Origin of the sequence: Nocardioides sp. SR21 (genome assembly GCF_022761125.1) — a bacterium.
Classification (GTDB): domain Bacteria; phylum Actinomycetota; class Actinomycetes; order Propionibacteriales; family Nocardioidaceae; genus Nocardioides.
This window is the reverse complement of the sequence record NZ_JAKWJR010000006.1, coordinates 255,622-279,475: the sequence shown is the minus strand read 5'-3', so window position 1 is coordinate 279,475 and position 23,854 is coordinate 255,622. Positions and strand designations below refer to the sequence as shown.

The window sequence follows — 23,854 nt, the reverse complement described above, 5'->3', positions numbered from 1 at the left end:
GGCGACGCTACTGCTTGACCGGTCGGACGGTCTTCCCGTGGTCGGGGCTGACGGCGGCGAGCTCGGCGAGGAACGAGTCCGCCCACGCGGCCACGTCGTGCTCCATCACCTGCTTGCGCATCGCCTTCATCCGCCGCGTGACGTCCTTGCCCTCGGCGCGGCTCGCCTCCATCAGCGCGGCCTTCATGCCGTTGATGTCGTACGGATTCACCAGCCAGGCCTGGCGGAGCTCGTCGGCGGCGCCGGCGAACTCCGACAGCACCAGGGCGCCGTCGTTGTCGAAGCGGCAGGCGACGTACTCCTTCGCGACGAGGTTCATCCCGTCGCGGTACGGCGTCACGACCATCACGTCGGCGCAGCGGTAGAGCGCCGCCATCTCCTCGCGGGGATACGACGAGTGGAGGTAGCTGATCGCCGGGCGCCCGATCCGGCCCAGGTCGCCGTTGATCCGCCCGACCAGCCGGTCGATCTCGTCGCGGAGGATCTTGTACTGCTCGACCTCCTCGCGCGACGGCGTCGCGACCTGGACGAACACGGCGTGGTCGACGTCGAGCTCGCCCTCGGCGACCAGCTCGGCGTACGCGCGCAGCCGGGCGTAGATGCCCTTGGTGTAGTCGAGCCGGTCGACGCCGAGGAAGACCCGGCTGGGGCTCCCGAGCGCCTCGCGGATCTCGACCGCCCGCCTCTCGACCACCTCGGAACGGGCCAGCTCCTCGAAGCCGGCGGAGTCGATCGAGATCGGGAACGCCTTGGCCCGGACGGTCCGGCCGTCGGGCAGGTAGACCAGGTCACGGTGGGTCTTGTGGCCGACCCGCTGGCGCACCAGGCGCACGAAGTTCTGTGCCGCGCCCGGCAGCTGGAAGCCGACCAGGTCCGCGCCGAGCAGGCCCTCGAGGAGCTGGCGGCGCCACGGCAGCTGCTGGAACAGCTCGGCCGGCGGGAACGGGATGTGCAGGAAGAACCCGATGCGCAGGTCGGGGCGCAGCTCGCGGAGCATCTGCGGCACCAGCTGGAGCTGGTAGTCGTGCACCCACACGGTCGCGTTCTCGGACGCGCACGTCGAGGCCTGCTCGGCGAAGCGCCGGTTGACCCGCACGTAGGCGTCCCACCACTCACGGTGGAACTCCGGCTTCGCGACGACGTCGTGGTACAGCGGCCACAGGGTCCCGTTCGAGAAGCCCTCGTAGAACTCCTCGACCTCGTCGGCGCTCAGCGCGATCGGGACCAGCTTCATCCCCTCGTCCTCGAACGGCTCGAGGTCGGCGTCGGTGCCGCCCGGCCAGCCGATCCAGATGCCGTCGTTGGCGCGCATCACCGGCTCGACAGCGGTGACGAGACCGCCGGGGGAGCGCCGCCAGCCGGACGAGCCGTCGGGGTTGGTCACCCGGTCGACGGGCAGCCTGTTCGCGACGATGACCAGGTCTGCCGAGCCAGGGTGAGCCACGACGTCAACCTATGTCACGGCAAAAGGTGCTGCGAGAGGTCGCCGGTCTGGTCGACGAACATCGTGCGGCTCTCGAACGACCACGCGCCGTCGACGCGGTGGAACGTGTCGAGGTAGTGGCCGGTGATGATCACCTGCAGCGGGAGCACGGGCGTCGCCTGGGTGACGAGGTACGACGAACGCGCGGTCGCCGTGCCGGCCTCGTCGTCGACCTCGATCCGGCAGTTCGTCGTGAGGTGCTTGGTGCGCGGGGTGCCGGTGTCCTCGTGGATGCGCGTGGTGCGGCCGTACAGCCACCGCACCCGGTCGCGCCCCTCGAACACCGACTCGGGCGGCCCGTCCTCCATGCCGAGGATCCGGCCGTGCGTGAACAGGTCGGCCACTCCGTCGAAGTCGCCGGCGTCGATGCGCTCGGCGTAGGTGTAGAGCAGGTTCTCGATCTGGCGGGCGCTGTCCACGGCGACAGCATAGGTTCGCGCGATTCGGGCGACCTCGGGCCGCGACGCCTGCGAGGATGCCCGCGCCGTCCGGCCGGGACGCGCTGACGAACGGAGCACGACATGGCGGGACGGTTCGAGGGCAGGCGCGCACTGGTGACCGGGGCGGCGGGTGGGATCGGCCGTGCGGTCGTCGACCTGCTGACCGACGAGGGCGCCGCGGTCGTCGGCGTCGACCTGCGCGAGGCCGAGGGCGTGCGCGGCTGCGACGTGAGCGACGCGGACTCGGTGACGACCGCCGTCGGTGCCGCGGCCGAGGAGCTGGGTGGCCTCGACGTGCTGGTCAACGTCGCCGGCATCGACCAGTTTCGCCGCTTCGAGGAGCTCGACCTCGCGACCTGGCAACGGCACCTGGGCGTGAACCTGACCGGCCCGATGCTGATGAGCCAGGCCGCGCTCCCGCACCTGCGGGCCAGCCGCGGGAACATCGTCACGATCGCCTCGGTCGCCGGGCTGCGCGCCCAGCCGTACCAAGCGGCGTACTGCGCCTCCAAGGGCGGCGTGATCATGCTGATGAAGTCGCTGGCCCTCGAGCTCTGGGCCGACGGCGTGCGGGCCAACACCGTCTGCCCCGGTGGCGTCGAGACCGACCTGCCGATGAGATCGGCCGCGGAGCACGCGAGCTCCGACCTCGACTGGGGTCTGCTGAGCGAGACCGCGGGCGGTCGGTACGGCTTCATGCCGCCGCGCGAGATCGCCGAGGCGGTGGCCTACCTCGCGTCCGACGCCGCCGCCAACGTCACCGGTGCGGTCCTGAGCGTCGACCGCGGCACCGCCTGCTAGCCGTCGTGACCCGGGGGAGTCGGGCTGGCCCGACAACGACTGTCGTGCTGGCAGGATCGTGCTCGACGCCTGAGATTCCTAGCGTTGACGTCATGACGGAGACCCTGATCGTGCCCACCAACGACGTGCTTCCGGTCGCGGCGCCCGCGCGCCCGCGCGGCCTGCGGCGTGTGCTGCTCGAGAGCGGCTACGCGCTGTCGGCGTTCCCGATCGCGCTGTGTGCGTTCCTCGTCGTGATCATCGACATCACGCTCGGTGTCGCGCTGGCGATCTTCATCGGCGGCGTGCTGCTGATCAGCGTCGGCGTGATGGTGGCGCGCGGGTTCGCCCGCTTCGAGCGGATCCGGATGCGCGGGATGCTCGGCCGCACCGCTCCCACGCCCACCTACGTCTGCGCGCCCGAGGGCTCCGGCTTCTGGCGCCGGTCGCTGACGCCGCTGCGTGACCCGCAGTCGTGGCTGGAGGTCGTCTGGGCGATCGTCGGGCTCGTCACCGGGACCGTCGCCTTCGCAATCACGCTCGTGTGGTGGGCGGCGGCCGCGACCGGCCTGACCTACTGGTTCTGGCAGCAGTGGATCCCGGACGACCCGGACGGCAAGACGCTGGCCGAGCTGATCGGTCTCGGCGACGGGCGGATGGCCGAGAGCCTCCTCCAGCTCGGCATCGGGCTGGCGTTCCTGCTCACGCTGCCCTTCGCGGTGCGGCTGGCGGCGACGATCCACGCGAGCCTCGCGCAGGTGCTGCTGTGCAGCCGCGCCGAGCTGCAGACCGAGGTGGCGCGTGTCCAGGGCAGCCGCGACGCGGCCCGGATGGCCGAGGCCGAGTCGCTGCGCCGCCTCGAGCGCGACATCCACGACGGCCCGCAGCAGCGGCTGGTGCGGCTGAGCATGGACCTCGGCCGGGCCCGCAAGCAGCTCGACCAGGATCCCGAGCGGGCCGCCGCCACGATCGACGAGGCGCTCGCCCAGACCCGGGAGACCGTCGCCGAGCTGCGCTCCCTGTCGCGGGGCATCGCGCCTCCGCTGCTGGTCGACCGCGGTCTCGCCGCCGCGCTCGACGAGATGCTGACCCAGAGCGTCGTACCCCTGACGTCGACGGTCGAGGTGTCCGACGACCTGCCGCCGCACGTCGAGACCGCGGTCTACTTCGTGGTCGCCGAGGCGCTGACCAACATCGCCAAGCACAGCGCCGCGAAGTCCGCGTCCGTGGTCGTCGTCACCCGAGACGGCGTGGTCGAGGTGCGGGTGGTGGACGACGGGGTCGGGGGTGCCCACCCGTCGAAGGGCCTCGGCCTCACCGGGCTCCGGCAGCGTCTCGCCGCCGTCGACGGCACCCTCGAGGTCACCTCCCCGGAGTGGAACGGCACGACCGTCGTGGCGAGGATCCCTGCATGAGGGTGGTGGTCGCCGACGACTCGATGCTGCTGCGCGAGGGCCTGCAGCTGCTGCTCGCCGAGGCCGGCCACGAGGTGGTGGCGTCGGTGGGCGACGGGCCGTCGTTCGTCGAGGCGATGGCCGAGCACCGCCCCGGCATCGGGATCGTCGACGTCCGGATGCCACCGAGCAACACCGACGAGGGTCTGCGGGCAGCGGTCGCCGTACGCCGCTCCTGGCCGGAGGCGCGGCTGATGGTCCTCTCGCAGTACGTCGAGGTCTCGTACGCCGACGACCTGCTGGCGACCGGCGACGGCGGCGTCGGCTACCTGCTCAAGGACCGCGTCAGCGACCTCGACGACTTCCTCGGGGCGCTCGCGGCGGTCGCCGCCGGCGGCACCGTGCTCGACCCGCTGGTCGTGCGCCAGCTGATGGGCCGCAACCGCGACCCGCTCGCCGACCTGACCCCGCGCGAGCATGAGGTGCTGTCGCTGATGGCGGAGGGGAGGTCGAACGCCGCGATCGCCGACGCGCTGTCGGTCTCGATCGCCGGCGTCGAGAAGCACACCCAGCGGATCTTCGCGAAGCTCGGGCTGCGGCCCGACGACGATGCCGCGCACCGGCGCGTGGCCGCGGTGCTGCAGTTCCTGTACCGAAGTTAGGGCATGTGGGTCGCGGCGACTTCGCCGAGAGTGGAGCGATGCTCCGACGAGGCTCGCGCGTCACCGCCCTGCTCACCCTCGGAGCCACCGTGGCGTCGTTCGCCCTGTGGGCGCCGCCGCCCGGCGCCGGTGCGACTCCACCGCCCGACTCCACCGAGCGGGTGAGCGTCGACGTCGACGGCGCGGACGCGGACAACCTGAGCATGTACCCGGTGATCAGCGCCGACGGCGGCGTCGTCCTGTTCAACTCGACCGCGACCGACCTCGTAGACGGACCTGGTGCCCTGAGCTACCTCCGCGACCTGACGACCGGGGTGACGACAGCCCTGCCGCTCGGGCAGGACGTCGGCCACCCCAGCCTCACCGGTGACGGCAGCAAGGTCGTCTTCGACAGCGCCCGCGCCGACCTGGTGCCTGGCGACACCAACGGCAGGCGCGACGTGTTCGTCCACGACGTCGCTGCGGGCACGACGACGCGGGTGAGCGTGGACTCCGCCGGCGCCCAGTTCCCCGCCGGCACCAGCACGTCGGCCGGGATCAGCACCGACGGTCGGTACGTCGCGTTCGTGACCCGGACGGTGCAGACGGCCAGCTGCCAGAACGACCGGGTCTCGGTGCGCGACCTGACCACCGGGCAGACCAGGGTCGTCCAGCGGTGCGTGCTCGACGCGCGGCTCAGCGGGGACGCCAGTGCCGTGCTCGCGATGTCGGCCGGCCCCGAGGGCTGCGGCTACGCCCTGAACGTCGTGCAGCGCACCAGCGGCGTCTCGGCGCCCACCGGCTGCGGCGTCGACGCCGTGATCAGCGGCAACGGTGACGTGGTCGCGTTCGCGTCCCTCTCCGCGACGGCGAGCATCCGCGGCATGATCGCGGTCGACGTGGCGACCGGCATCGCCGAGCGGGTCGACGTCGCTGACGACGGCACGCCCGGCAACGGTGTCTACGGCCTGGTCGACGCCGGGCCGGTGATCAACGGCAACGGGCGGCTGGTCGCGTTCGCGTCGACGGCCACGAACCTGGTGCCCGGCGACGGATCGACCGCGGACGTGTTCGTCCGCGACCTGGCGGCCGGCACCACCCGGATGGTCAGCGTGGCCACGGACGGCACCCCCGGTAGCGGGGAGAGCCTGCGCCCGGCCATCAGCGGGGACGGTTCGATCCTCGCCTTCCACTCACGGGCGACCGACCTGGTGCCCGGCGACGGCAACGGCCAGATCGACGTGTTCGCCCGGCACCTGGTCCCGTCCGTGTGCGCGAGCGCCACGAACGCCGTCGTCGGCACGTACGGCGCCGACTGGCTCCGCGGTACCACCGGGCCCGACGTGTTCGTCGGCCTCGCCGGCGACGACACCTTCAACGGCCTGGCGGGCGACGACGTCCTGTGCGGCGGGTCCGGGTCGGACACGGCGACGTACCTGGACGCCCCCGCGGCGGTCGAGGTCGACCTGGCGCTGGCGACCGCGACCGGCCAGGGCGCCGACACGTTCCTGAGCGTCGAGGGCGTCGAGGGCTCGCGGTTCAACGACAAGCTGAGGGGAACGGCGGGACCGGACCGGTTCCTCGGGCTCGCCGGAGCGGACGCGATCAGCGGACTGGGCGGCGACGACCTCCTCGACGGAGGCGCCGGCAACGACAAGCTCTACGGCTACGCGGGTCGCGACGCCCTGCTCGGCGGCGACGGCAACGACCTGCTCAGCGGCGGCGCCGGGGTCGACTCGCTCGACGGCGGTGCCGGCGCGGACACCTGTGGCGGCGACCCGACCGACGCCCCGGTCACAGGATGCGAGGGGTGACCCGGTCAGGCAGGGAAGGTGACGCCCGCCCGGGCGCATAGCTCGTCCATCTGCCGCATCAGCGTCAGCGTCTGGTCGTGCGGCACCAGCGGGCTCTCGCGCAGCCCCTCGCGCAGGCAGCGCCCGACCTCGGCCGCCTCGTTGCCGTAGCCCTGGCCGATGACCGGCTCGCGACCGAGGATCTCGACCGGCTCGCCCGGCACCAGCACCCAGCTGCCCTCGCCGGGCACCTGCGGGACGAAGACGGCCTTCGCCGGGTGGTGGAAGTCCGCGAGATCGATCCGGCCCAGGCTGGTGGCGATCTCGGCCTTGCGTGAGGAGTACGCCGTCAGCGAGGCGGTCATCGTCGCCAGCGCACCCCCGGGGTAGCGGCCGGCGACCGCGACGTCCTGGTCGATGCCCCGGTCGGACAGCACCGCCATGGCGGTCAGCGCCTCGGCCTCGCCGAGCATGAGGTGCGCGAACGTCAACGGGTAGATGCCCATGTCGAGCAGCGCGGACGCGCCGAGCGCCGGGTCGAACATCCGGTCGTCGGGGCCGGCCTGCACCTTGAAGCCGAGCTCGGCGTGCACGTGGCTGGGGGTGCCGAACTCGCCCGAGGCCAGCCGGTCCTTGAGCTCGCGGATCACCGGGTGGCAGGCCATCCACATGGCCTCCATCAGGAAGCGGTCGTGCTGCTTCGCCAGCCGCACCATCTCCTCGGCGTCGCTGGTGCGCAGCGTCAGCGGCTTCTCGCAGAGCACGTGCTTGCCGGCCTCGAACGCGATCCGGGCGTTCTCGAGGTGCAGCGCGTGGGGCGTCGCGATGTAGATGACGTCGACGTCGGGGTCGCTCACCAGGTCCTCGTAGGAGCCGTGCGCCGCGGCGGCGCCGTACTCCTGCGCGAAGGCCTGGGCGCTGTCGAGGCGGCGGGAGCCGACCGCGGTCAACCGGGCGCCGGGCACCAGCGCGAGGTCCCGGGCGAACGAGTGCGCGATCTTGCCGGTCGCGAGAATCCCCCAGCGGATGTCGTCGGTCATGTCAGGAGGCTAGCGACTCGCCCGGGAACCGAATGACATCGTTGTGGTTCGTCGCCTACCATGAGGTCCATGGACGCCGCGAACGCACTTGGTGCAGCCTCTGAGGCCACGCCGAGCCTGAGCGATCGCGATCGCGAGATCCTCGACTTCGAGCGCCAGTGGTGGAAGTACGCCGGCGCCAAGGAGACCGCGGTCCGCGAGAAGTTCGACATGTCGTCGACGCGGTACTACCAGGTCCTCAACGCGCTGATCGACCGTCCCGAGGCCCTCGAGGCCGACCCGCTGCTGGTCCGCCGGCTGCGCCGGCTGCGCTCCGCGCGACAGCGGCAGCGCTCGGCGCGTCGTCTCGGCTTCGAGGTCTGAGATGCGGGCGCGCGACCAGCGGGGTGCGGCGTACCCCTCCCCGGTGGTGATGCTCAGCGTGATCGCCGTGGCGATGGCCGCGATCGCGTTCGTCGCGACCCGTGGCGGTGAGCCGACCGAGCGCGAGGTCACGCCGGTCTCGCAGCCCAGCCAGGCGCCGAGCGCGACGGCGCCCACCAAGACCCCCAAGCCCAAGCCGAAGCCGCCCGCGGTCGACCGCGGCAGCGTGCACGTCGAGGTCTTCAACAACTCCGGCATCACCGGCCTGGCCGGCGACGTGGCCGAGGAGGCCACCGGCATGGGCTGGAAGGTCGTCGGCTCGGACAACTGGTACGGCACCATCCCGGCCAACACCGTGTACTACCCGGCGAAGCTCAAGCAGGCCGGCAAGCAGCTCGCGCTCGACCTCGGCATCAAGCGGACCGCCCCGTCCGTGGACCCGATGAAGAACGACGTGCTCACCGTGATCCTCACCGCACCTCTCGGCTGACCTCACCCGCATGTGATGGGGTGGGCTCATGGAGTTCACCTCGGCTGACGGGGAGCAGAAGTACGCCGCGTTCGTGCGCGCCGCGCGGAGCGCGGTCGTCGCGCTCGACTTCGACGGCACCCTCTCCCCGATCGTGGACGACCCGGAGCGAGCGCACATCCACCCCGAGGCCGGCGACGTGCTGGCCGACCTCGCCGACGTGGTCGCTGCCGTCGCCGTGATCACCGGCCGCCCGGCCCGCCAGGCCCTCGACCTCGGCGGGCTCGAGGAGGTCGGGAACGCGATCGGCGACACGGGCAAGGAGCTCTACGTCTTCGGGCAGTACGGCAACGAGCGCTGGAGCTCCTCGCAGCACCGGATCGTCTCGCCGCGACCGCCGCACGGGCTGGCGACGTTCCTGCGCGACCTCCCGCGGGCGCTGCGGCAGGCCGACGCCGCCGAGGCCTGGGTCGAGGACAAGGGCCTCGCGCACGCCGTGCACACCCGCCGGCTGCCGGACCCGGACGCGGCGTACGCCCGGCTGCTGCCGGTGCTGCGGGACCTCGCCGACCGCAACGGGCTGGTGCTCGAGCCCGGCCGCCAGGTGATCGAGGTGCGCGCGCCCGGCATGGACAAGGGCAAGGCTGTCGAGAAGCTGGCCGCCGAGATCGGCGCGGGCGGGTTCCTGTTCGCCGGCGACGACCTCGGCGACGTCGAGGCGTTCGAGGCGGTGCAGCGGCTGGCCAAGGACGGCCTGCCCACGCTGCTGGTCTGCTCGGCGTCGGCGGAGGAGAGCGCGCTGGTCCCGCTGTCCGACGTCGTCGTGCACGGACCCGAGGGCGTGCTCGAGCTGCTGCGGCGGCTGATCGCCGACGTGCGTTCGTCCTGAGCGAACAGGAGGGTCTCTCCGGAACACCGCTCCGCTGCGGGACGTTCAGGAGGCATGTCACTCAAGCTCCCTGTTCTCTTCGTCAACGACGTCGTGGTCCTCCCCGGCATGGTGGTGCCGCTGGAGCTGGACGAGTCGTCGCAGGCCGCCATCGACGCGGCCCGCACCGGTAGTGATTCCCAGGTCCTGGTCGCCCCGCGGCTCGACGACCGCTACGCGTCGTACGGCGTCGTCGCGACCATCGAGCGCGTCGGCCGGTTCTCCGGCGGCTCCCCGGCCGCCGTCCTCAAGGCAGGCACCCGTGCCGCCATCGGCAGCGGTGTCACCGGCCCCGGCGCGGCCCTCTGGGTCGAGGTCGAGCCGGTGGAGGACGTCGTGACCCCGCGCGCTCGCGAGCTCGCCGAGGAGTACAAGCGACTCGTCGTCGCCGTGCTCCAGCGCCGCGAGGCGTGGCAGGTCATCGACCAGGTCCACCAGATGACCGACCCCAGCGCGATCGCCGACGCGGCCGGCTACGCGCCGTACCTCTCCGTCGACCGCAAGCGCGAGCTGCTCGAGGACCCCGACGTGGAGTCCCGGCTGCTGCGCCTGATCGGCTGGACCCGCGACCACCTCGCGGAGTCCGAGCTCACCGACAAGATCGGTGAGGACGTGCGCGAGGGGATGGAGAAGCAGCAGCGCGAGTACCTGCTGCGCCAGCAGCTCGCCGCGATCCGCAAGGAGCTCGGCGAGGGCGAGCCCGAGGGCGCCGAGGACTACCGGTCCCGCGTCGAGGCCGCCGACCTGCCCGAGCACGTCCGCGAGGCCGCGCTCAAGGAGGTCGACAAGCTCGAGCGCTCCAGCGAGCAGAACCCCGAGGCCGCCTGGATCCGCACCTGGCTGGACACCGTCCTCGAGCTGCCGTGGAACGTGACCACCGCGGACGTGAACGACGTCGCCGCGGCCCGTGCCGTGCTCGATGCCGACCACCACGGCCTCGACGAGGTCAAGGAGCGGATCGTCGAGTACCTCGCCGTCCGCGCCCGCCGCGCCGAGCGTGGCCTGCAGGTGATCGGCGGCCGGGGATCCGGCGCCGTGGTGCTGCTCGCCGGGCCTCCCGGAGTCGGCAAGACATCGCTCGGCGAGTCCGTCGCGCGCTCGCTCGGCCGGAAGTTCGTCCGCGTCGCCCTCGGCGGCGTGCGCGACGAGGCCGAGATCCGCGGCCACCGGCGTACGTACGTCGGCGCGCTGCCGGGCCGCATCGTCCGGGCGATCAAGGAGTCCGGCTCGATGAACCCGGTCGTGCTGCTCGACGAGGTCGACAAGGTGGGCTCGGACTACCGGGGCGACCCGGCGGCCGCGCTGCTCGAGGTGCTCGACCCGGCGCAGAACCACACGTTCCGCGACCACTACCTCGAGCTCGACCTGGACCTGTCCGACGTGCTCTTCATCGCGACGGCGAACGTCGTCGAGCAGATCCCGTCGGCGCTCCTGGACCGGATGGAGCTGGTCACCCTCGACGGCTACACCGAGGACGACAAGGTCGCGATCGCCCGCGACTTCCTGCTGCCCCGGCAGCTGGAGCGGGCGGCGCTGACCGCCGAGGAGGTCACGGTGACCGACGCGGCGCTGCGGGAGCTCGCGGCGAACTACACGCGCGAGGCCGGCGTCCGCCAGCTCGAGCGGCTGCTCGCCAAGGCGCTGCGCAAGGCGGCGACGCGGCTCGCGACCGGTGCCGAGCACGTGGACATCGACGAGCCCGACCTCAAGGATCTCGTCGGCCGGCCGCGCTTCACGCCCGAGACGGCGGAGCGTACGTCGGTCCCGGGTGTGGCGACCGGTCTCGCGGTGACCGGCCTCGGCGGCGACGTCCTCTTCATCGAGGCGTCGGCTGCGGACGGACTCTCCGGCCAGGGCCCGAGCCTCACCCTGACCGGACAGCTCGGTGACGTGATGAAGGAGTCGGCGCAGATCGCGCTGTCGTTCGTGCGGTCGCACGCGGCCGAGCTCGGGATCGCGCCGACCGCGTTCGACCGGGCCATCCACGTGCACGTGCCGGCCGGCGCGACGCCGAAGGACGGACCGTCCGCGGGCATCACGATGGTCACCGCGCTGACGTCGCTGCTCACCGGCCGCCCGGTGCGGTCCGAGGTCGGCATGACCGGCGAGGTGACGCTCAACGGACGGGTGCTCCCGATCGGCGGCCTGAAGCAGAAGCTGCTCGCCGCCCAGCGGGCGGGCCTGACCGACGTGTTCGTGCCGCTGCGCAACGAGCCCGACCTCGACGACGTACCCGCCGACGTCCTGGAGTCGGTCCGCGTCCACGTGGTCGGCGACGTCCTCGACGTCCTCCGCGGCGCGTTGGCTCCTGCCGAGGAGGCCAGCGCGGCCGCCTGACAGGAACATCGGCCGTCCGGCTCAGATCATCCTCCGGACGGCCGATGTCCACGATACGAACTCGATGTGCACATGGTGAGACGGTGCACGTAGAGTTCCGAACAGCTCATCAAGAGGGACTGAGGGATACGGCCCAGTGAAGTCCCGGCAACCGCCGCGAACCTCCGCCGCCCGGCAACCAGCCAGGGAAGCGGCTCGCGGAAGTGGTGCCAATTCCGCCCGGGGCGACCGTCGCGCCCGGGGAAGATGAGGAGGAGGACTTCCATGAGCGCTGTTGTTGTCGAGAAGACGTCTGTTGCCACCCTGCGCGAGGGCGCGTTCGGGAACGCGACCAACCTGTCGTGCCGCGAGTGCGGGCACCTGGTCGAGCTGGGGCCGCACTACGCGTGTCCGGAGTGCTTCGGCCCGCTGGAGATCGCCTACGACTTCCCTGCGGTGACCCGCGAGGAGATCGAGGCCGGCCCGCGCAACATCTGGCGCTACAAGGCGCTGCTGCCGGTCCCGACCGACATCGAGACGTCGCCCAACACCGAGCCCGGCTTCACCCGGCTGCTCAAGGCCCACAACCTCGGCGCCGAGCTCGGCATCGACAACCTGTGGGTGAAGGACGACTCCACCAACCCGACGAACTCCTTCAAGGACCGCGTCGTCGCGTGCGCCCTGAGCGCCGCCCGCGAGTTCGGCTCGAAGGTCTTCGCCTGCCCCTCGACCGGCAACCTCGCCAACGCCGTGGCCGCGGCCGGTGCTCGCGCCGGCATCAAGACCGTGGTGTTCATCCCGAGCAACCTCGAGCAGCCGAAGCAGGTGAACTCGGCGATCTTCACCGAGTCCCTGGTCGCCGTCGACGGCAACTACGACGACGTGAACAAGCTCGCCTCGGAGATCGCGGGCGAGGAGGACGGCTGGGCGTTCGTGAACGTCAACGTCCGCCCGTACTACGCCGAGGGCTCCAAGACCCTGGGCTACGAGATCGCCGAGCAGCTCGGCTGGCGGCTGCCCGACCAGATCGTGATCCCGGTCGCGAGCGGCTCGCAGCTGACCAAGGTGCACAAGGCGTTCCAGGAGCTGATCACGCTCGGCCTGGTCGAGGACAAGCCCTACCGCGTGTTCGGCGCGCAGGCCGAGGGCTGCTCCCCGGTCTCGGTCGCCTACAAGGCCGGCGTCGACGCGATCCGCCCGGTCAAGCCGGACACCATCGCCAAGAGCCTGGCCATCGGCAACCCCGCCGACGGCATCTACGTGCTCGACATCTGCCGCGAGACCGGCGGCGCGGTCGAGGACGTCACCGACGACGAGGTGCGCGACGGCATCGTGCTGCTGGCCCGCACCGAGGGCATCTTCACCGAGACCGCCGGCGGCACCACCGTCGCCGTGCTCAGGAAGCTGGTCGAGACCGGCCAGCTCGACACCTCCCTCGAGACCGTCGTGATCAACACCGGTCACGGCCTCAAGACCCTCGACGCCGTCGCCGGCCGGGTGGGCCCGGTCGCCACGATCGCCCCGACGTACGCCGCCTTCGCCGCCACCGGCATCGCCTGATCAAAGGAGCCCGCATGTCCGTCTCGGTCCGGATCCCGACCATCCTGCGCACCTACACCGAGGGCGCCTCCGAGGTCTCCGCCTCGGGCGCCACGCTCGCCGAGGTGCTCGACGACCTGGACGGGAGCTACAGCGGCATCAAGGGCCGGATCCTCGACGAGTCCGGCGAGCTGCGCCGCTTCGTCAACGTCTACGTCGGCAACGACGACGTGCGGTTCCTCGACAACCTGGCGACCCCCACGCCCGACGGCACCCAGATCTCGGTCATCCCGGCGGTCGCGGGCGGCTGCTGATCTCGCTTGTAACGCGGGGTTATGACCTCTGGTAACCCTGGAATTTCGGGGTCGCCAGAGGGTCAAACCCCGCGTTACAAGCCGGCGCGGCGCTCGATCAGGTAGGCCCGCTCGGCGAGGTTGGCGCAGCGGCCGATCGCCTCGTCGTACGACGCACGCGCCTCGTCGAGCCGGCCGCAGCGGGTCAGCAGCTCGGCGCGGGTGGCGGGCAGCCGGTGTCCCGGCAGCGCCAGCCCGTCGAGCACCGCGAGGCCGGCCGCGGGACCGGACGCCTCGGCGACCGCGACAGCGCGGTTGAGCCGCACCACCGGTGAGCCGGTGAGCGACTCGAGCTCGGCGTAGCGCAGCACGATCCGGTCCCAGGCGGTCTCCGACGGAGTCGGCGCGATCGCGTGCTCGGCGGCGATCAGCGCCTGGAGCAGGTACGGCGAGGCGGGCGCGCCGGTCCACGGGCGCAGCAGGGCCAGCGCCTCGGTGATCTCGTCCGTCCGCCACGACCGTCGGTCCTGGTCGGGCAGCAGCACCAGCCGTCCGTCGACGACCCGGGCGTCGCGGCGCGAGTGCTGCAGCAGCATCAGCGCGAGCAGCGCGTCCAACTCGACGTCGTCGTACCCGGCGACCGAGCGCAGCACCCGCGCGAGCCGGATCGCCTCGCCGGCGAGCTCCGTTCGCACGACGTCCGGACCGGAGCCGGGCGCGTAGCCCGCGGTGAACGCCAGGTAGGCGACGTCGCCCACGACGGCCAGCCGCGGGGCCAGGTCGGCGGGGACCGTGAACGACTCCCCGGCCAGCTTCTTGCGCGCGCGGGTCAGCCGGGCCGCCATCGTCGGCGTCGGGACGAGGAACAGCCGCGCGATGTCCTCGGTCGGCACGCCGATCACCAGCCGCAGCGTCAGCGCCGCCGCCGACTCGGGCGCCAGCGACGGGTGCGCGCAGAGCAGCACCAGCCGCAGCCGCTCGTCGACCACGGGCTCCCCGGCATCGGCCATGAACGCCTGCGCCTCCTCCTGCACGGCGACCTCGACCGCCAGCAACGGCAGCTTCCGCGCGGCCACGGCTTCGCTCCGCAACCGGTCCACGATCCGCCGGCGGGCGGCGGTCAGCAGCCACGCGGGCGGGTTGTCCGGTACGACGTGCCACGTCCGCGCGGCGGCCTCGAACGCGTCGGCGAGGCCGTCCTCGGCCAGGTCGAGCCGCCGGTACTGCGCGACGAGCAGGGCGAGCAACCGACCCCACTCCTCGCGCAGCAGCGACTCGAGCGGTGTCAGAGCTCGACCTCCAGGACGGGCCGCACCTCGACGGAGTACTCCCGCGGCAGCAGGGCCGCGAGCTCGACGGCGACGTCGATGGACTCGACGTCGATGACGTAGAAGCCGCCGATCTGCTCGACGGTCTCCGCGAACGGCCCGTCGGTCACCGGCCGGTCCGCCCCGGGCCGCACGGTGCGCGCGGTCTCGGGCCGGCCGAGCGCGTCGCCGGCCACGATCGATCCGCGTGCGGTGACCGCCGCGTCGAACGCCTGGAAGTCTGCGACCACGCGCTCGCGCAGCGACTCGTCCGCGGCGTCCCACTTGTCGAAGTGGCCCGCCTCGGCCATCAGCAGCGCGAACCTCATGAGCTGTGGTCCACGGTCGTGCGCACCTCGACGCCGCCGACGCCGTCGACGAGGACGCCGCAGATCGCGAGCAGGTCGTCGAGGTCGTCGCTGTCGATGACGTAGAAGCCACCGAGCTGCTCGACGGTCTCGGCGTACGGCCCGTCGGTGACGCCGTCGACGCGGACGGTCCTGGCCTGACGGGAGTGGGTGAGCTCGGCGCCGGCGGTCACGGTGTGCCCGCGCTCGGCGAGCCGGCGGGCGAACTCGCCGTGCCGCGCGTACATCGACGCGCGCTCCTCCTCGGTGGCCGACTCCCAGACGGCCTCGTCACCTGGAAGCAGGACGACGTACGTGGTCATGGTGGTTCCTCTCGTCGTGCGGATGAGTCTGACACCGCGATGACGGGCGAGCAGCCAGGAAATCGACAGATGTCCCGCGCAGACGGGACGCCGGACTCAGGTGCCCGGGACAGCAGGCCTGTGAGGGTCGTCAGGCCCAGCCCACCGCACCCTGCTTGGAGACGCCTGATGCCGCCCCTGTCGTTCCGCCTGCTCGTCCGGACCATCGCGATCGCGCTGGTCCTCGGCCTGGGGCTGCCGGTGCTGGCGACCTCAGCGCCGGCGACCGCGGCGACCACCGGACTCCCGCTCAGCGGACGGGTGACCACGGCCGGCGCGGGCGTCGCAGGGGTCGAGGTCGCGGTCCGCGACCTCGACCGCGAGGGTGCCGTGGTCGCCACCGCGACCACGAACGCGGACGGTGAGTACGGCGTCGCCGAGCTCGAGCCGGGCGACTACGACGTGGTCGCCACCCCGGCCGCCGACGACCCGCTGCTGCTCGCGACCGCGACCGCCCCGGCCTACGTCGAGAGCGGCGACGAGGTCGTCGACCTCGCGCTCGAGGTCAGCAACGTGCGGGGCACGGTGAGCCGCTCCGACGGCAGCGCCGCAGCGGGCGCCGAGGTCGAGGTCTACGCGCGCGGCCGCCACCTGGCGACGACGTACCCCGACGGCACGTACCGCCTCGCCCTGCCCGAGGGCGAGTGGGAGCTCGCGGTGCTGCCGCCCGTCGAGAACCCGACCCTCGACGTCGGGACCTCGCGCACCGTGACGGTCGTCGACGCGGTGGCGAACGGCGACGTGGCCCTGGCCCGGCCCAACCTGCGCGGCACGATGCTCGCCCCCGACGGCACCACCGCCGTCGCCGGCGCCCGGATCAGGCTGTACGACGCCGCCGACCGCCTGGTCGCGGGCGGCACCACGACCAGTCGTGGCGACGGCTCCTTCGGCTTCGCGGCGCCGACGGGTCGGTACCGGTTCGAGGTCGAGCCGCCCGAGGTCAACCCCGACGGCTGGATCGGCTACCGCAGCGGCCTCTTCGAGCTCACCGACGCGCACACCACGGCCGCACCGCTGGTCCGCGACTTCGACCTCCGCGGCCCGACCGTGACCGGTGTGGTCCGCACGCCGAGCGGCGACCCGGTGCCGCGCGCCTGGGTGCACGTCTGGGACAGCAACGGCGTCTACAGCCGCCAGCGGGCCGACGCCTCCGGCCACTACGGCCTGTCGGTGCCGCCCGGGCCGATCGAGGTCCGGCTGAACGCCCCGGTCCCGACCCAGGCCTATCTCGACCACGACTTCCAGGTCGAGATCGACGACGTCCCGGCGACGCTCGACCTCGTGTTCCTGCGGCCGAACGTCACGGGCCGCGCGGTCACGGCCACGGGCCTGCCGGTCGTGAACGCCCAGGTCCGCACGTTCGGCCCGGCCGACGGTGCCTCCGCCCGCTACGCCACCACGGACCGGCAGGGCCGGTTCGCCCTCCACCTCTCGCCCGGCACCACCCAGCGCGTCGTGATCGAGCCCGACGTCAGCAGCCCCGACGCGATCCGCACGGCGGCGTCCGTCGAGGTGCCCGGGGAGGGCGCGATCGACAACGTCGAGATCGTGCTCGACACCGCGCCGGCCTCGTCGTACGACGTCGTGCCCCTGGAGGTCACCGTGGGCGGCAGCGCCCTCCGTCGTATGGACAGCCCGGAGATCAGCCACGACGGCACCGTGGTCGCGGGCCGCACTCTCGCGGAGAGCTGTGAGTGCCTCGCCGGTGACTTCGAGGGCATCGTGCTGCACGACCGGATCGCCGGCACCGACGAGCCGCTGCTCGCACCGAGCGGCACGGTCATCAGCCCGGACTGGACGGTCGCGCTCGACGACGACGCCAGCACCGTCGCGTTCGTGACCGGCCAGGACGGCCTGGTCGAGGGCGACGAGGACGGCTCGGCGGACGCGTTCGTCCTCGACCGCGCCTCGGACACCCTCACCCGCCTGGTCCCGCCCGCGGACGGCTACTTCGAGGGCGCGAACCTCGCGCTCTCCGGCGACGGACGCCGGCTCGCCCTGGGCGTCTCCGGCGTCACCGACGACACCTACTGGCGTGACGTCGCGGTCGTCGACCTCGACAGCAGCGGCGCCGAGACCTCGCGCCGGCTCCTCGGCCTGCAGAGCTCCGAGGTCACCGAGCACGCCCTGAGTCGCGACGGCAGCACGCTGGCGTGGATCCAGTTCGACGAGGGCGCCTGGAACCTGCACGTGCAGGACCTGGCCACCGGTGCCGAGGACCCGCTGCGTCCCTTCAGCGAGGGCGTCGACGGGTGGAACGGCACCGGCGGCGCACCGTCGCTCAGCGACGACGGCAGCGTCGTCGCGTACGCCGACGTCGTGCACCTCGTCGAGCCGGGCAGCTACGACCAGTGGCTGACCCGCGTGCGGGTGGCCGACCGCGCCGCCGGCACCGACCGTGCTCTCGACCCGTTCGACTTCGGCAACGACCCCGAGTCGGCCAGCAGTCGCGTCTTCGAGCTCAGCGGCACCGGCACCGAGGTGCTGATGACCAGCCTCGGCGGCGTGCCGGAGGAGACCTACGAGCAGGCCTGGGTCGTGGACGTGGCCGACGACGACGCCGAGATGGTCTCCCGTGCCCCCAGCGGCGGCCCGGCCCGCGAGGGCGTCGAGTCGGTCAGCGCGCCCTCGGACTTCTCCGTGCTCGCGCTCGGCACCCGCTCCGAGGACCTCAGCGGCACCGCCGGCTCGTCCGTCGTGCTCGCGCTCGGTGAGAACGTCGCGCCCCAGTGGCCCGACGACGCGGCGCTCACCGCCGACGCCGGCGACATCGGCGTGACCTCGGTGCGCCTGCACTGGACCCAGGCGACCGACAACGTCGGCGTCACGGGCTACCGGGTGTTCCGCGGCGACGCGCTCGTCGGCGCCACCGGCGCCGGCACCCGGCAGCTGCGCGTCTCCGACCTGAGCCCGGACACGTCGTACACGTTCACCGTGCAGGCCGTCGACGGCCGCGCGGCGGCGTCGACCGACGGCCCGTCGGTCACCGTGCGCACGTTGCCCGAGGAGTCGACCGAGCTCCGCCCGCTCGACCTCACCGCGCGCCCCGGCGGCGTCGTCGACCTGGCGTGGGAGGCGGCACCGGCCGCGGACGAGCTGCTGCTGCGCACCTACCTGGGCGACGTGCAGGTCGACGAGCGTGCCCTGTCCGCGACCGCGACGTCCGCGCAGGAGCGCGGCCTCGCCGCGGGCACGGCGTACTCGTTCCAGCTCCTGACCCGCACCGGCGAGACCGTCCGCCCGTTCACCGAGCGCGCGACCGTCACCACCGGTGCGCTCACCCTCGGGTCGGTGACCTGGACGGTCCCGACGGTCCCGTCGGTCCGCACCGAGCTCGCCCGCCGCGGCAGCACCGCGGCGATCACCGCGACCGCCGAGCCCGGACGGCTCGTGAACGTCGCCGTCGAGCACCGCTCCTGGTACGACGAGGAGCACGAGCTGCTCACCGAGCCGCGGACGGTCACGTCCGTCGTGCCGCTGACCGAGGCCGGCGGCGCGCCCGGCACCTACCGCGGCGGCTTCGAGCTCGTCGACGGCGTCTCGCGCATCGTCGGCATGGTCGCGACCGTGTCCGACGGTCACGGCGGCAGCCTGCAGAAGGCGAGCAACCGCGCGCCGATCGCCGTGAGCTCCCCGGTCGTCCTGACGATCGACGCTCCGGCCGGCTCGCTCGCAGGCGGCCACGTCCAGGTGTCCAGCGAGGCCACCCGCCAGTCCTACGCCGACGTCGTCGCCGGTGGCGAGGTGATCGTGCTGGAGCACCTCCGGCCGGCCACCGACCTCGCCGTGCAGGTCGTCGACGGCCGCGGTCGCACCGCCGCCGAGCGCTCGGCGCTGCAGGTCCGCGACGGTCTCGCGACCGCGGTCACCCTCCGGCCGGTCCTGCCCGCGACCCTCACGGTCGTGGCGGCGAAGGGCTCCCTGGTCCAGCTGACCGACGCCGACACCGGCGACCACCTCGGCGCGCGCCGGATGTACGACGCGACCACCGAGTTCCGCGACGTGTACGAGGGCCAGCGCGTCCACGTGGACGTCGAGTACGACGCGCAGGACCTCCTGGAGGCCGACGTCCGCCGCACGCTCACGATGACCGCGGGCGCGAACCGCGTGGAGGTCCTCGCGACCCCCGCGCCGCGCGCCGCCCTCACCGGCGTCGTGCGCTACGACGACGGCCAGCCCGCCCCCGGCGCGACCGTCGTGCTGACCCAGACGCACCACGGGGCGCCGATCACCCGCACGACGACCGCCGGCGCCGACGGGCGCTACGAGCTCGAGGCACTGCGTGCTCCAGGGTCCCTGGTCGCCCGCTCGGGCCAGCTGCGCGAGACGGCCGAGGTCGACCTGTCCGGCGGCGCTCGTGAGCGCGACCTCACCCTGAGCGGTCCGCGCGAGTTCACGGTCTCGCTGCGGCTGTTCACCCGCCCGGCGGGCGCCGGCTCGGAGACCGGGCCGATCCCGCTCGACTGGCGCACGGCCGTCCACTACGGCATGACGCTCGTCCTGCAGGGCCGTTCGCTCGGTCACCCGGCGGAGCCGCGGACCGAGGACGAGTCCGCGACGGTGACGGTGAACGCGATGCCGGGCCAGGTCCTCAACTGGTGCATCCAGGGCAACGAGGCGAAGCTGCAGCGCACCTGCGTCGCGCACACCCTCACCGCCGGCGACAGGACGCCGACCGTCGAGATGCACGCCGGCCCGGGCGTCGACGTCGCGATGCGTCTCGTCGACGGCGCGGGGACCCCTGTGACCGATGCCCAGGTGGCGGTCTACCAGGTGCTGCCGACCGGCCGGATGTACGTCGCCGGTGGTCTGCGACCGCGCTCCGTGCTGACCGAGCGGGTGCCCACCGCGGGCAGCTACCTGCTCGAGGTGAGCAAGGGCGACCTCACCGCGAGCCGCACGTTCTCGGTGGGGGTCGACGACGACAGCGTCGACCTCGGCGAGGTGGCGCTGGGCAACCGGACGCACTTCACCGGCACGGAGAACGTCGTGCTCGCGAGCCGCTCCGACGTGCTGCCCGGCGGCGACGTCGAGATGCGCGCCTCGTGGCGCAACCGCGGCACCGCGCTCTCCGACGTGACCGCGCGGATCGCCGTACCCGCCGACACCACGCTGGTCCCCGACAGCATCGTGGTCGACGGCCGACCGGTCCCGAACACCGCCGGCGACGGGTACGTCGACGTCGAGCTCGGCGCGGTCGCGGCCGACGGCACCGGGTCGCTCCGGTACCGGCTGCGTGCCGGGTCCGCAGCCACCGCGCTGCCGGGGCGGGTCGACCTGCGGTACCCCGTTGCCGGGAGCGTCATCGGTGAGCCGCTCGAGCCGGCCACGGTGCCGGTCGTCTCGGTGACGATCACCGGGCCGGCGACGACGGGTGGGACGCGGATCCCGCTCAACGGAAGGGCTCCTGCCGGTCGCACCGTGACCATCTCCGATGGTGGCGTCCCAGTGGGGACCGCGGTCGCCGGGCCGGGCGGCTACTGGTCCGCGACCGTCCCGCTGGTCGAGCAGGCCCGCACCCGGACGCTGCACCAGCTGGTCGCCGAGACCGTCGTCGACGGCGAGCGGTTCTTCGCCGAGCACGACGTGATCGCCGACGTGACGCTGCCGACGATCACGAAGGTGTCGCTCTACCAGCTCGACGGGGACTTCCCGAACGGCCGGCGGATCACGTTCGACCCGATCGACGGCGTCGCCCGGTTCCCGTTCGTGTTCGTGCCGTACCAGGACCTGCGCGTCGAGGTGACCTTCGACGACCCGAGCCGGGTGTCCCGCGCGGACGTGCTCATCGGCGCCACCCGGGTCCCGGGTGTCCGTCGCACCGACGGCGTCTTCGTCGCCACGCTCCGCTCCTCGCGGGTGGCCGGGCCGATCAGCGTCGACTTCGACGGCATCCCGAAGCCGGTCGACCTGCGCGATCCCGAGCAGACCGAGCGCGAGGTGCGCGACTCGATCCCGGCGCCGTTCAGCGGCTTCGAGCTGAGCGAGGTCGAGCATCCGGTCGAGACCGACACCGCTCCGCGCACCGGCTCGTTCCGGATGAGCATCCCGTCGATCGCGGGAGGCTCGGTCCGCTCGACGCTGACCGTCACCCGCGAGACCTACACCCCGACGGCCGAGGACGTCGCGCTGCGGCAGGCCACGGGTGCACCGGCGTACGGCGTGACGTCGACCCGGTCGGGCAGCACGCTGAGCTTCAGCATGCTCGTCCCGCTCGCGGACCTGCCGGGCGTCGGCGCGCGGATCGCGGCCGAGGACGACTCGGACTTCGGTCAGGCGCTGGCGAAGATCCTGCGCGACGCCGTCGGTCCGGAGGCGGTGCCGACGGCGGCCGCCGGTGGCTCGGTGGGCGTGGCGCGGGTCGGCTTCCAGCTCGCGTTCAACGGCACCACGACGCTGGACTCCCTGCTCTCGGCCCTCGGCGCCGGCGACAAGTACGAGAAGCTCGCCAACGCGCTGAAGCTCACCAGCCAGTGCTCGGTCGAGAAGATCAAGGCGTACGACGACCGCGCCCAGAACATCCTCGCGGCGGCGGTCGCGGCGGACGTCGGTGGCGCGCTGTTCAACGTCGGCTCGGTGGTGTTCGGCCCCGCGACGTTCGGCCTCGGCACGGTCGCCCTGGGCGTGCTCGGCGTCGTGCTCGACAAGGTCATCGGCGCGCAGATCGACAAGGCGATCAACGCGCTTGCGCTCGACATCGAGACCGACCCGGACTGCCGCGACAAGGAGAAGTGGGTCCGCCCCGACCCGCCGCGGCCGCCGGTCGCCGACCCGGTCTGGATCTACGACCCGAGCGGCTACGTCTACGAGGGCGCCCGGTCGGTCCGGATCCCCGGCGTCACCGCGACCCTGCTCACCGCTCCGTCCGAGGACGGGCCGTGGACGGCCTGGGACGCCGAGTGGTTCGGCCAGACCAACCCGCAGACCACCGACGACGACGGCCGCTACGGATGGGACGTCCCGGAGGGCTGGTGGAAGGTCGCCTTCACCAAGGACGGCTACCGGCCGGCGTACAGCCGGGTGCTCCGCGTGCTGCCGCCGCACCTCGACGTCGACGTGTCGATGGTCAAGGACGGGCTGCCGCACGTGACCGGATCGGTGCTGCGCGACGGCCGGGTCGAGGTGTCCTTCGACCGGCTGGTCCGCAGCGCCACCGCCGACCGCTCGCTGACGGTCGTGGACGCCGACGGCGCCGAGGTGCCGGGGACGTGGACCGCTCTCGGCTCCACCACCGGGGACGGCGACGCCGCGCTCCAGCGGGGGCTGCGGTTCACGCCGGCGGCCACGCTGCCGGGCGGCAGCCGGGTCACCGTGACCGTGGACGCGGTCGCGGACTACAGCGGCCGGATGATGGGTGAGCCCTACGCCACGACGCTGACGGTGCCGGTCACCGGCGGCGGTGGCGGCCCGGGCGGCCCGGGCGACCCGGACGACCAGGAGGACCCGGAGAAGGAGGTGCCGGACGCGCCGGCCGAGGTCACCGCCGAGGCGGGGGAGCGGAGGGCGTCGGTCTCGTGGTCCGAGCCGGACGACAACGGCGCGGAGATCCTCGACTACCTGGTGACGGTGCAGCCCAGCGGGCAGCAGCTGACCGTGGACGGCACGGAGACGGAGGTCGACGGCCTGACGCCGGGCACGGCGTACACGTTCACGGTGACCGCGCGCAACGAGGTGGGCACCGGGCCGGCGAGCGCGCCGTCCGACGCGGTGGTCCCGTCCGCGATCGCGCCGGAGACCGTGCTGATGACGGCCCCGACCGGGTACGTCGCCAGTCGGGTCGCCCGGATGGCGTGGGCGGCGACCGGCGCGTCGTACGTCTGCGAGCTGGACGGCGTCACCCGTGCCTGCGACGGGACCGGCGCGAACCTGTCCGCGCTCCGGTCGGGGACGCACACGTTCACGGTCGCGGCCCGCGACGCGGACGGCGACCTGGACCCGACGCCCGCCACGACGACCTGGACGGTGCCGCGGGACGACCGCGCGCTGGCCGGGAACAAGGCCTGGAAGCGTCGCCACAGCGACAGCTCCTTCCAGGGGACCCTCACGGAGACCTCGGCCCGCGGCGCCACCCTGACCGCGCGCGTCGAGGACGCGACCGCGCTGGCGCTGGTCGTCTCCCGCGGGTTCGGTCACGGGAAGGTCGCGGTCTACCTGGGCCGCGACCGGGTGGGGACCGTCAACCTCGCCACCACGGTCTGGCGGCGCCCGGTGGTCCCGCTGCGGGCGTTCGACAGCCCGAGGTCGGGCACGGTGCGGATCGTGGTGGTCTCGCGCCACGCCGTGGTGCGGGTCGACGGTCTCGCGGTGGCCACGGGCTGACGCCCGTTGGTCCGGCCGTCGCCCCGGTTTCTGCGCCGGG

Annotated in this window: 17 protein-coding genes and 1 riboswitch; of the genes, 11 read left to right on the top strand and 6 right to left on the bottom strand. The window is 72.9% G+C overall.

Annotated features, from left to right (window positions below; genetic code table 11):
• Positions 1 to 7 precede the first annotated feature (7 nt).
• Together MJ604_RS13530 and MJ604_RS13525 are read right to left on the bottom strand one after the other, a co-directional pair.
• The gene (locus MJ604_RS13530) at positions 8 to 1,444 is read right to left on the bottom strand and encodes a trehalose-6-phosphate synthase (protein ID WP_243058983.1); all 1,437 of its coding nucleotides are present in this window, start codon (positions 1,442 to 1,444) and stop codon (positions 8 to 10) included.
• A gap of 14 nt (positions 1,445 to 1,458) precedes the next feature.
• Positions 1,459 to 1,902, bottom strand: a complete 444-nt coding sequence (locus MJ604_RS13525; RefSeq protein WP_243058982.1) for a nuclear transport factor 2 family protein — start codon at positions 1,900 to 1,902, stop codon at positions 1,459 to 1,461.
• Positions 1,903 to 2,004: 102 nt separating this feature from the next.
• Here MJ604_RS13525 and MJ604_RS13520 point away from each other — a divergent pair, with 102 nt between their 5' ends.
• The 4 genes from MJ604_RS13520 to MJ604_RS23915 all read left to right on the top strand — a co-directional run bounded on the left by MJ604_RS13520 (position 2,005) and on the right by MJ604_RS23915 (position 6,552).
• Positions 2,005 to 2,724, top strand: a complete 720-nt coding sequence (locus MJ604_RS13520; RefSeq protein ID WP_243058981.1) for an SDR family NAD(P)-dependent oxidoreductase — start codon at positions 2,005 to 2,007, stop codon at positions 2,722 to 2,724.
• Positions 2,725 to 2,816: 92 nt separating this feature from the next.
• Positions 2,817 to 4,118 (top strand): sensor histidine kinase, encoded by a 1,302-nt coding sequence (locus MJ604_RS13515; protein ID WP_243058980.1) that lies wholly within the window; start codon positions 2,817 to 2,819, stop codon positions 4,116 to 4,118.
• Positions 4,115 to 4,759 carry a response regulator transcription factor gene (locus MJ604_RS13510; protein ID WP_243058979.1) on the top strand — a complete coding sequence of 215 codons (645 nt, stop codon included), beginning with the start codon at positions 4,115 to 4,117 and terminating at the stop codon, positions 4,757 to 4,759. The genes MJ604_RS13515 and MJ604_RS13510 overlap by 4 nt, the downstream gene beginning before the upstream one ends.
• A 38-nt stretch (positions 4,760 to 4,797) precedes the next feature.
• On the top strand, positions 4,798 to 6,552 hold the full coding sequence (locus tag MJ604_RS23915; RefSeq protein ID WP_279235923.1) for a hypothetical protein: 1,755 nt from the start codon (positions 4,798 to 4,800) through the stop codon (positions 6,550 to 6,552).
• A gap of 5 nt (positions 6,553 to 6,557) precedes the next feature.
• Here MJ604_RS23915 and MJ604_RS13500 read toward each other — a convergent pair whose 3' ends face one another.
• Entirely contained in the window at positions 6,558 to 7,571 is a 1,014-nt protein-coding gene (locus MJ604_RS13500; protein ID WP_243058978.1) for a Gfo/Idh/MocA family protein, read from the bottom strand.
• 69 nt (positions 7,572 to 7,640) lie between these two features.
• Here MJ604_RS13500 and MJ604_RS13495 point away from each other — a divergent pair, with 69 nt between their 5' ends.
• The 6 genes from MJ604_RS13495 to MJ604_RS13470 all read left to right on the top strand — a co-directional run bounded on the left by MJ604_RS13495 (position 7,641) and on the right by MJ604_RS13470 (position 13,500).
• Positions 7,641 to 7,934 carry a DUF3263 domain-containing protein gene (locus tag MJ604_RS13495; protein ID WP_243058977.1) on the top strand — a complete coding sequence of 98 codons (294 nt, stop codon included), beginning with the start codon at positions 7,641 to 7,643 and terminating at the stop codon, positions 7,932 to 7,934.
• A 1-nt stretch (position 7,935) separates the two neighbouring features.
• Positions 7,936 to 8,424 carry a LytR C-terminal domain-containing protein gene (locus MJ604_RS13490; protein ID WP_243058976.1) on the top strand — a complete coding sequence of 163 codons (489 nt, stop codon included), beginning with the start codon at positions 7,936 to 7,938 and terminating at the stop codon, positions 8,422 to 8,424.
• Positions 8,425 to 8,452: 28 nt separating this feature from the next.
• Positions 8,453 to 9,292, top strand: a complete 840-nt coding sequence (otsB, locus tag MJ604_RS13485; protein ID WP_243058975.1) for a trehalose-phosphatase — start codon at positions 8,453 to 8,455, stop codon at positions 9,290 to 9,292.
• Between the two features lie 54 nt (positions 9,293 to 9,346).
• Positions 9,347 to 11,668, top strand: coding sequence for an endopeptidase La (gene lon, locus MJ604_RS13480; protein WP_243058974.1), 2,322 nt, complete (start codon positions 9,347 to 9,349; stop codon positions 11,666 to 11,668).
• Between the two features lie 103 nt (positions 11,669 to 11,771).
• A riboswitch (SAM riboswitch) is annotated at positions 11,772 to 11,921 on the top strand.
• An 11-nt stretch (positions 11,922 to 11,932) separates the two neighbouring features.
• Positions 11,933 to 13,207 (top strand): threonine synthase, encoded by a 1,275-nt coding sequence (gene thrC, locus MJ604_RS13475; RefSeq protein ID WP_243058973.1) that lies wholly within the window; start codon positions 11,933 to 11,935, stop codon positions 13,205 to 13,207.
• Between the two features lie 14 nt (positions 13,208 to 13,221).
• Positions 13,222 to 13,500 carry a MoaD/ThiS family protein gene (locus tag MJ604_RS13470; RefSeq protein ID WP_243058972.1) on the top strand — a complete coding sequence of 93 codons (279 nt, stop codon included), beginning with the start codon at positions 13,222 to 13,224 and terminating at the stop codon, positions 13,498 to 13,500.
• Positions 13,501 to 13,574: 74 nt separating this feature from the next.
• On the opposite strand, the gene MJ604_RS13465 is transcribed toward MJ604_RS13470, so the two are convergent.
• Genes MJ604_RS13465 through MJ604_RS13455 form a run of 3 tightly spaced genes read right to left on the bottom strand, consistent with a single transcriptional unit; the run spans position 13,575 to position 15,456 of the window.
• Positions 13,575 to 14,726 (bottom strand): RNA polymerase sigma factor, encoded by a 1,152-nt coding sequence (locus MJ604_RS13465; RefSeq protein ID WP_243058971.1) that lies wholly within the window; start codon positions 14,724 to 14,726, stop codon positions 13,575 to 13,577.
• Between the two features lie 38 nt (positions 14,727 to 14,764).
• On the bottom strand, positions 14,765 to 15,115 hold the full coding sequence (locus MJ604_RS13460) for a YciI family protein (RefSeq protein ID WP_243058970.1): 351 nt from the start codon (positions 15,113 to 15,115) through the stop codon (positions 14,765 to 14,767).
• Complete coding sequence (locus tag MJ604_RS13455; RefSeq protein WP_243058969.1) at positions 15,112 to 15,456, bottom strand: YciI family protein; 345 nt, start codon at positions 15,454 to 15,456, stop codon at positions 15,112 to 15,114. The genes MJ604_RS13460 and MJ604_RS13455 overlap by 4 nt, the downstream gene beginning before the upstream one ends.
• 168 nt (positions 15,457 to 15,624) lie before the next feature.
• Here MJ604_RS13455 and MJ604_RS13450 point away from each other — a divergent pair, with 168 nt between their 5' ends.
• Positions 15,625 to 23,814: a carboxypeptidase regulatory-like domain-containing protein gene (locus MJ604_RS13450; RefSeq protein WP_243058968.1), complete on the top strand. Its 8,190-nt coding sequence runs from the start codon at positions 15,625 to 15,627 to the stop codon at positions 23,812 to 23,814.
• Positions 23,815 to 23,854 lie beyond the last annotated feature (40 nt).

What these genes read in the sequence shown, in the direction of transcription:
- MJ604_RS13450 (WP_243058968.1), top strand. Translation starts at nt 15,625, where the DNA reads ATGCCGCCCCTGTCGTTCCGCCTGCTCGTCCGGACCATCGCGATCGCG.
- otsB (WP_243058975.1), top strand. Translation starts at nt 8,453, where the DNA reads ATGGAGTTCACCTCGGCTGACGGGGAGCAGAAGTACGCCGCGTTCGTG.
- MJ604_RS13455 (WP_243058969.1), bottom strand. Translation starts at nt 15,456, where the DNA reads ATGACCACGTACGTCGTCCTGCTTCCAGGTGACGAGGCCGTCTGGGAG.
- MJ604_RS13520 (WP_243058981.1), top strand. Translation starts at nt 2,005, where the DNA reads ATGGCGGGACGGTTCGAGGGCAGGCGCGCACTGGTGACCGGGGCGGCG.
- MJ604_RS13490 (WP_243058976.1), top strand. Translation starts at nt 7,936, where the DNA reads ATGCGGGCGCGCGACCAGCGGGGTGCGGCGTACCCCTCCCCGGTGGTG.
- lon (WP_243058974.1), top strand. Translation starts at nt 9,347, where the DNA reads ATGTCACTCAAGCTCCCTGTTCTCTTCGTCAACGACGTCGTGGTCCTC.
- thrC (WP_243058973.1), top strand. Translation starts at nt 11,933, where the DNA reads ATGAGCGCTGTTGTTGTCGAGAAGACGTCTGTTGCCACCCTGCGCGAG.
- MJ604_RS13510 (WP_243058979.1), top strand. Translation starts at nt 4,115, where the DNA reads ATGAGGGTGGTGGTCGCCGACGACTCGATGCTGCTGCGCGAGGGCCTG.
- MJ604_RS13515 (WP_243058980.1), top strand. Translation starts at nt 2,817, where the DNA reads ATGACGGAGACCCTGATCGTGCCCACCAACGACGTGCTTCCGGTCGCG.
- MJ604_RS13460 (WP_243058970.1), bottom strand. Translation starts at nt 15,115, where the DNA reads ATGAGGTTCGCGCTGCTGATGGCCGAGGCGGGCCACTTCGACAAGTGG.
- MJ604_RS13500 (WP_243058978.1), bottom strand. Translation starts at nt 7,571, where the DNA reads ATGACCGACGACATCCGCTGGGGGATTCTCGCGACCGGCAAGATCGCG.
- MJ604_RS13495 (WP_243058977.1), top strand. Translation starts at nt 7,641, where the DNA reads ATGGACGCCGCGAACGCACTTGGTGCAGCCTCTGAGGCCACGCCGAGC.
- MJ604_RS13470 (WP_243058972.1), top strand. Translation starts at nt 13,222, where the DNA reads ATGTCCGTCTCGGTCCGGATCCCGACCATCCTGCGCACCTACACCGAG.
- MJ604_RS23915 (WP_279235923.1), top strand. Translation starts at nt 4,798, where the DNA reads ATGCTCCGACGAGGCTCGCGCGTCACCGCCCTGCTCACCCTCGGAGCC.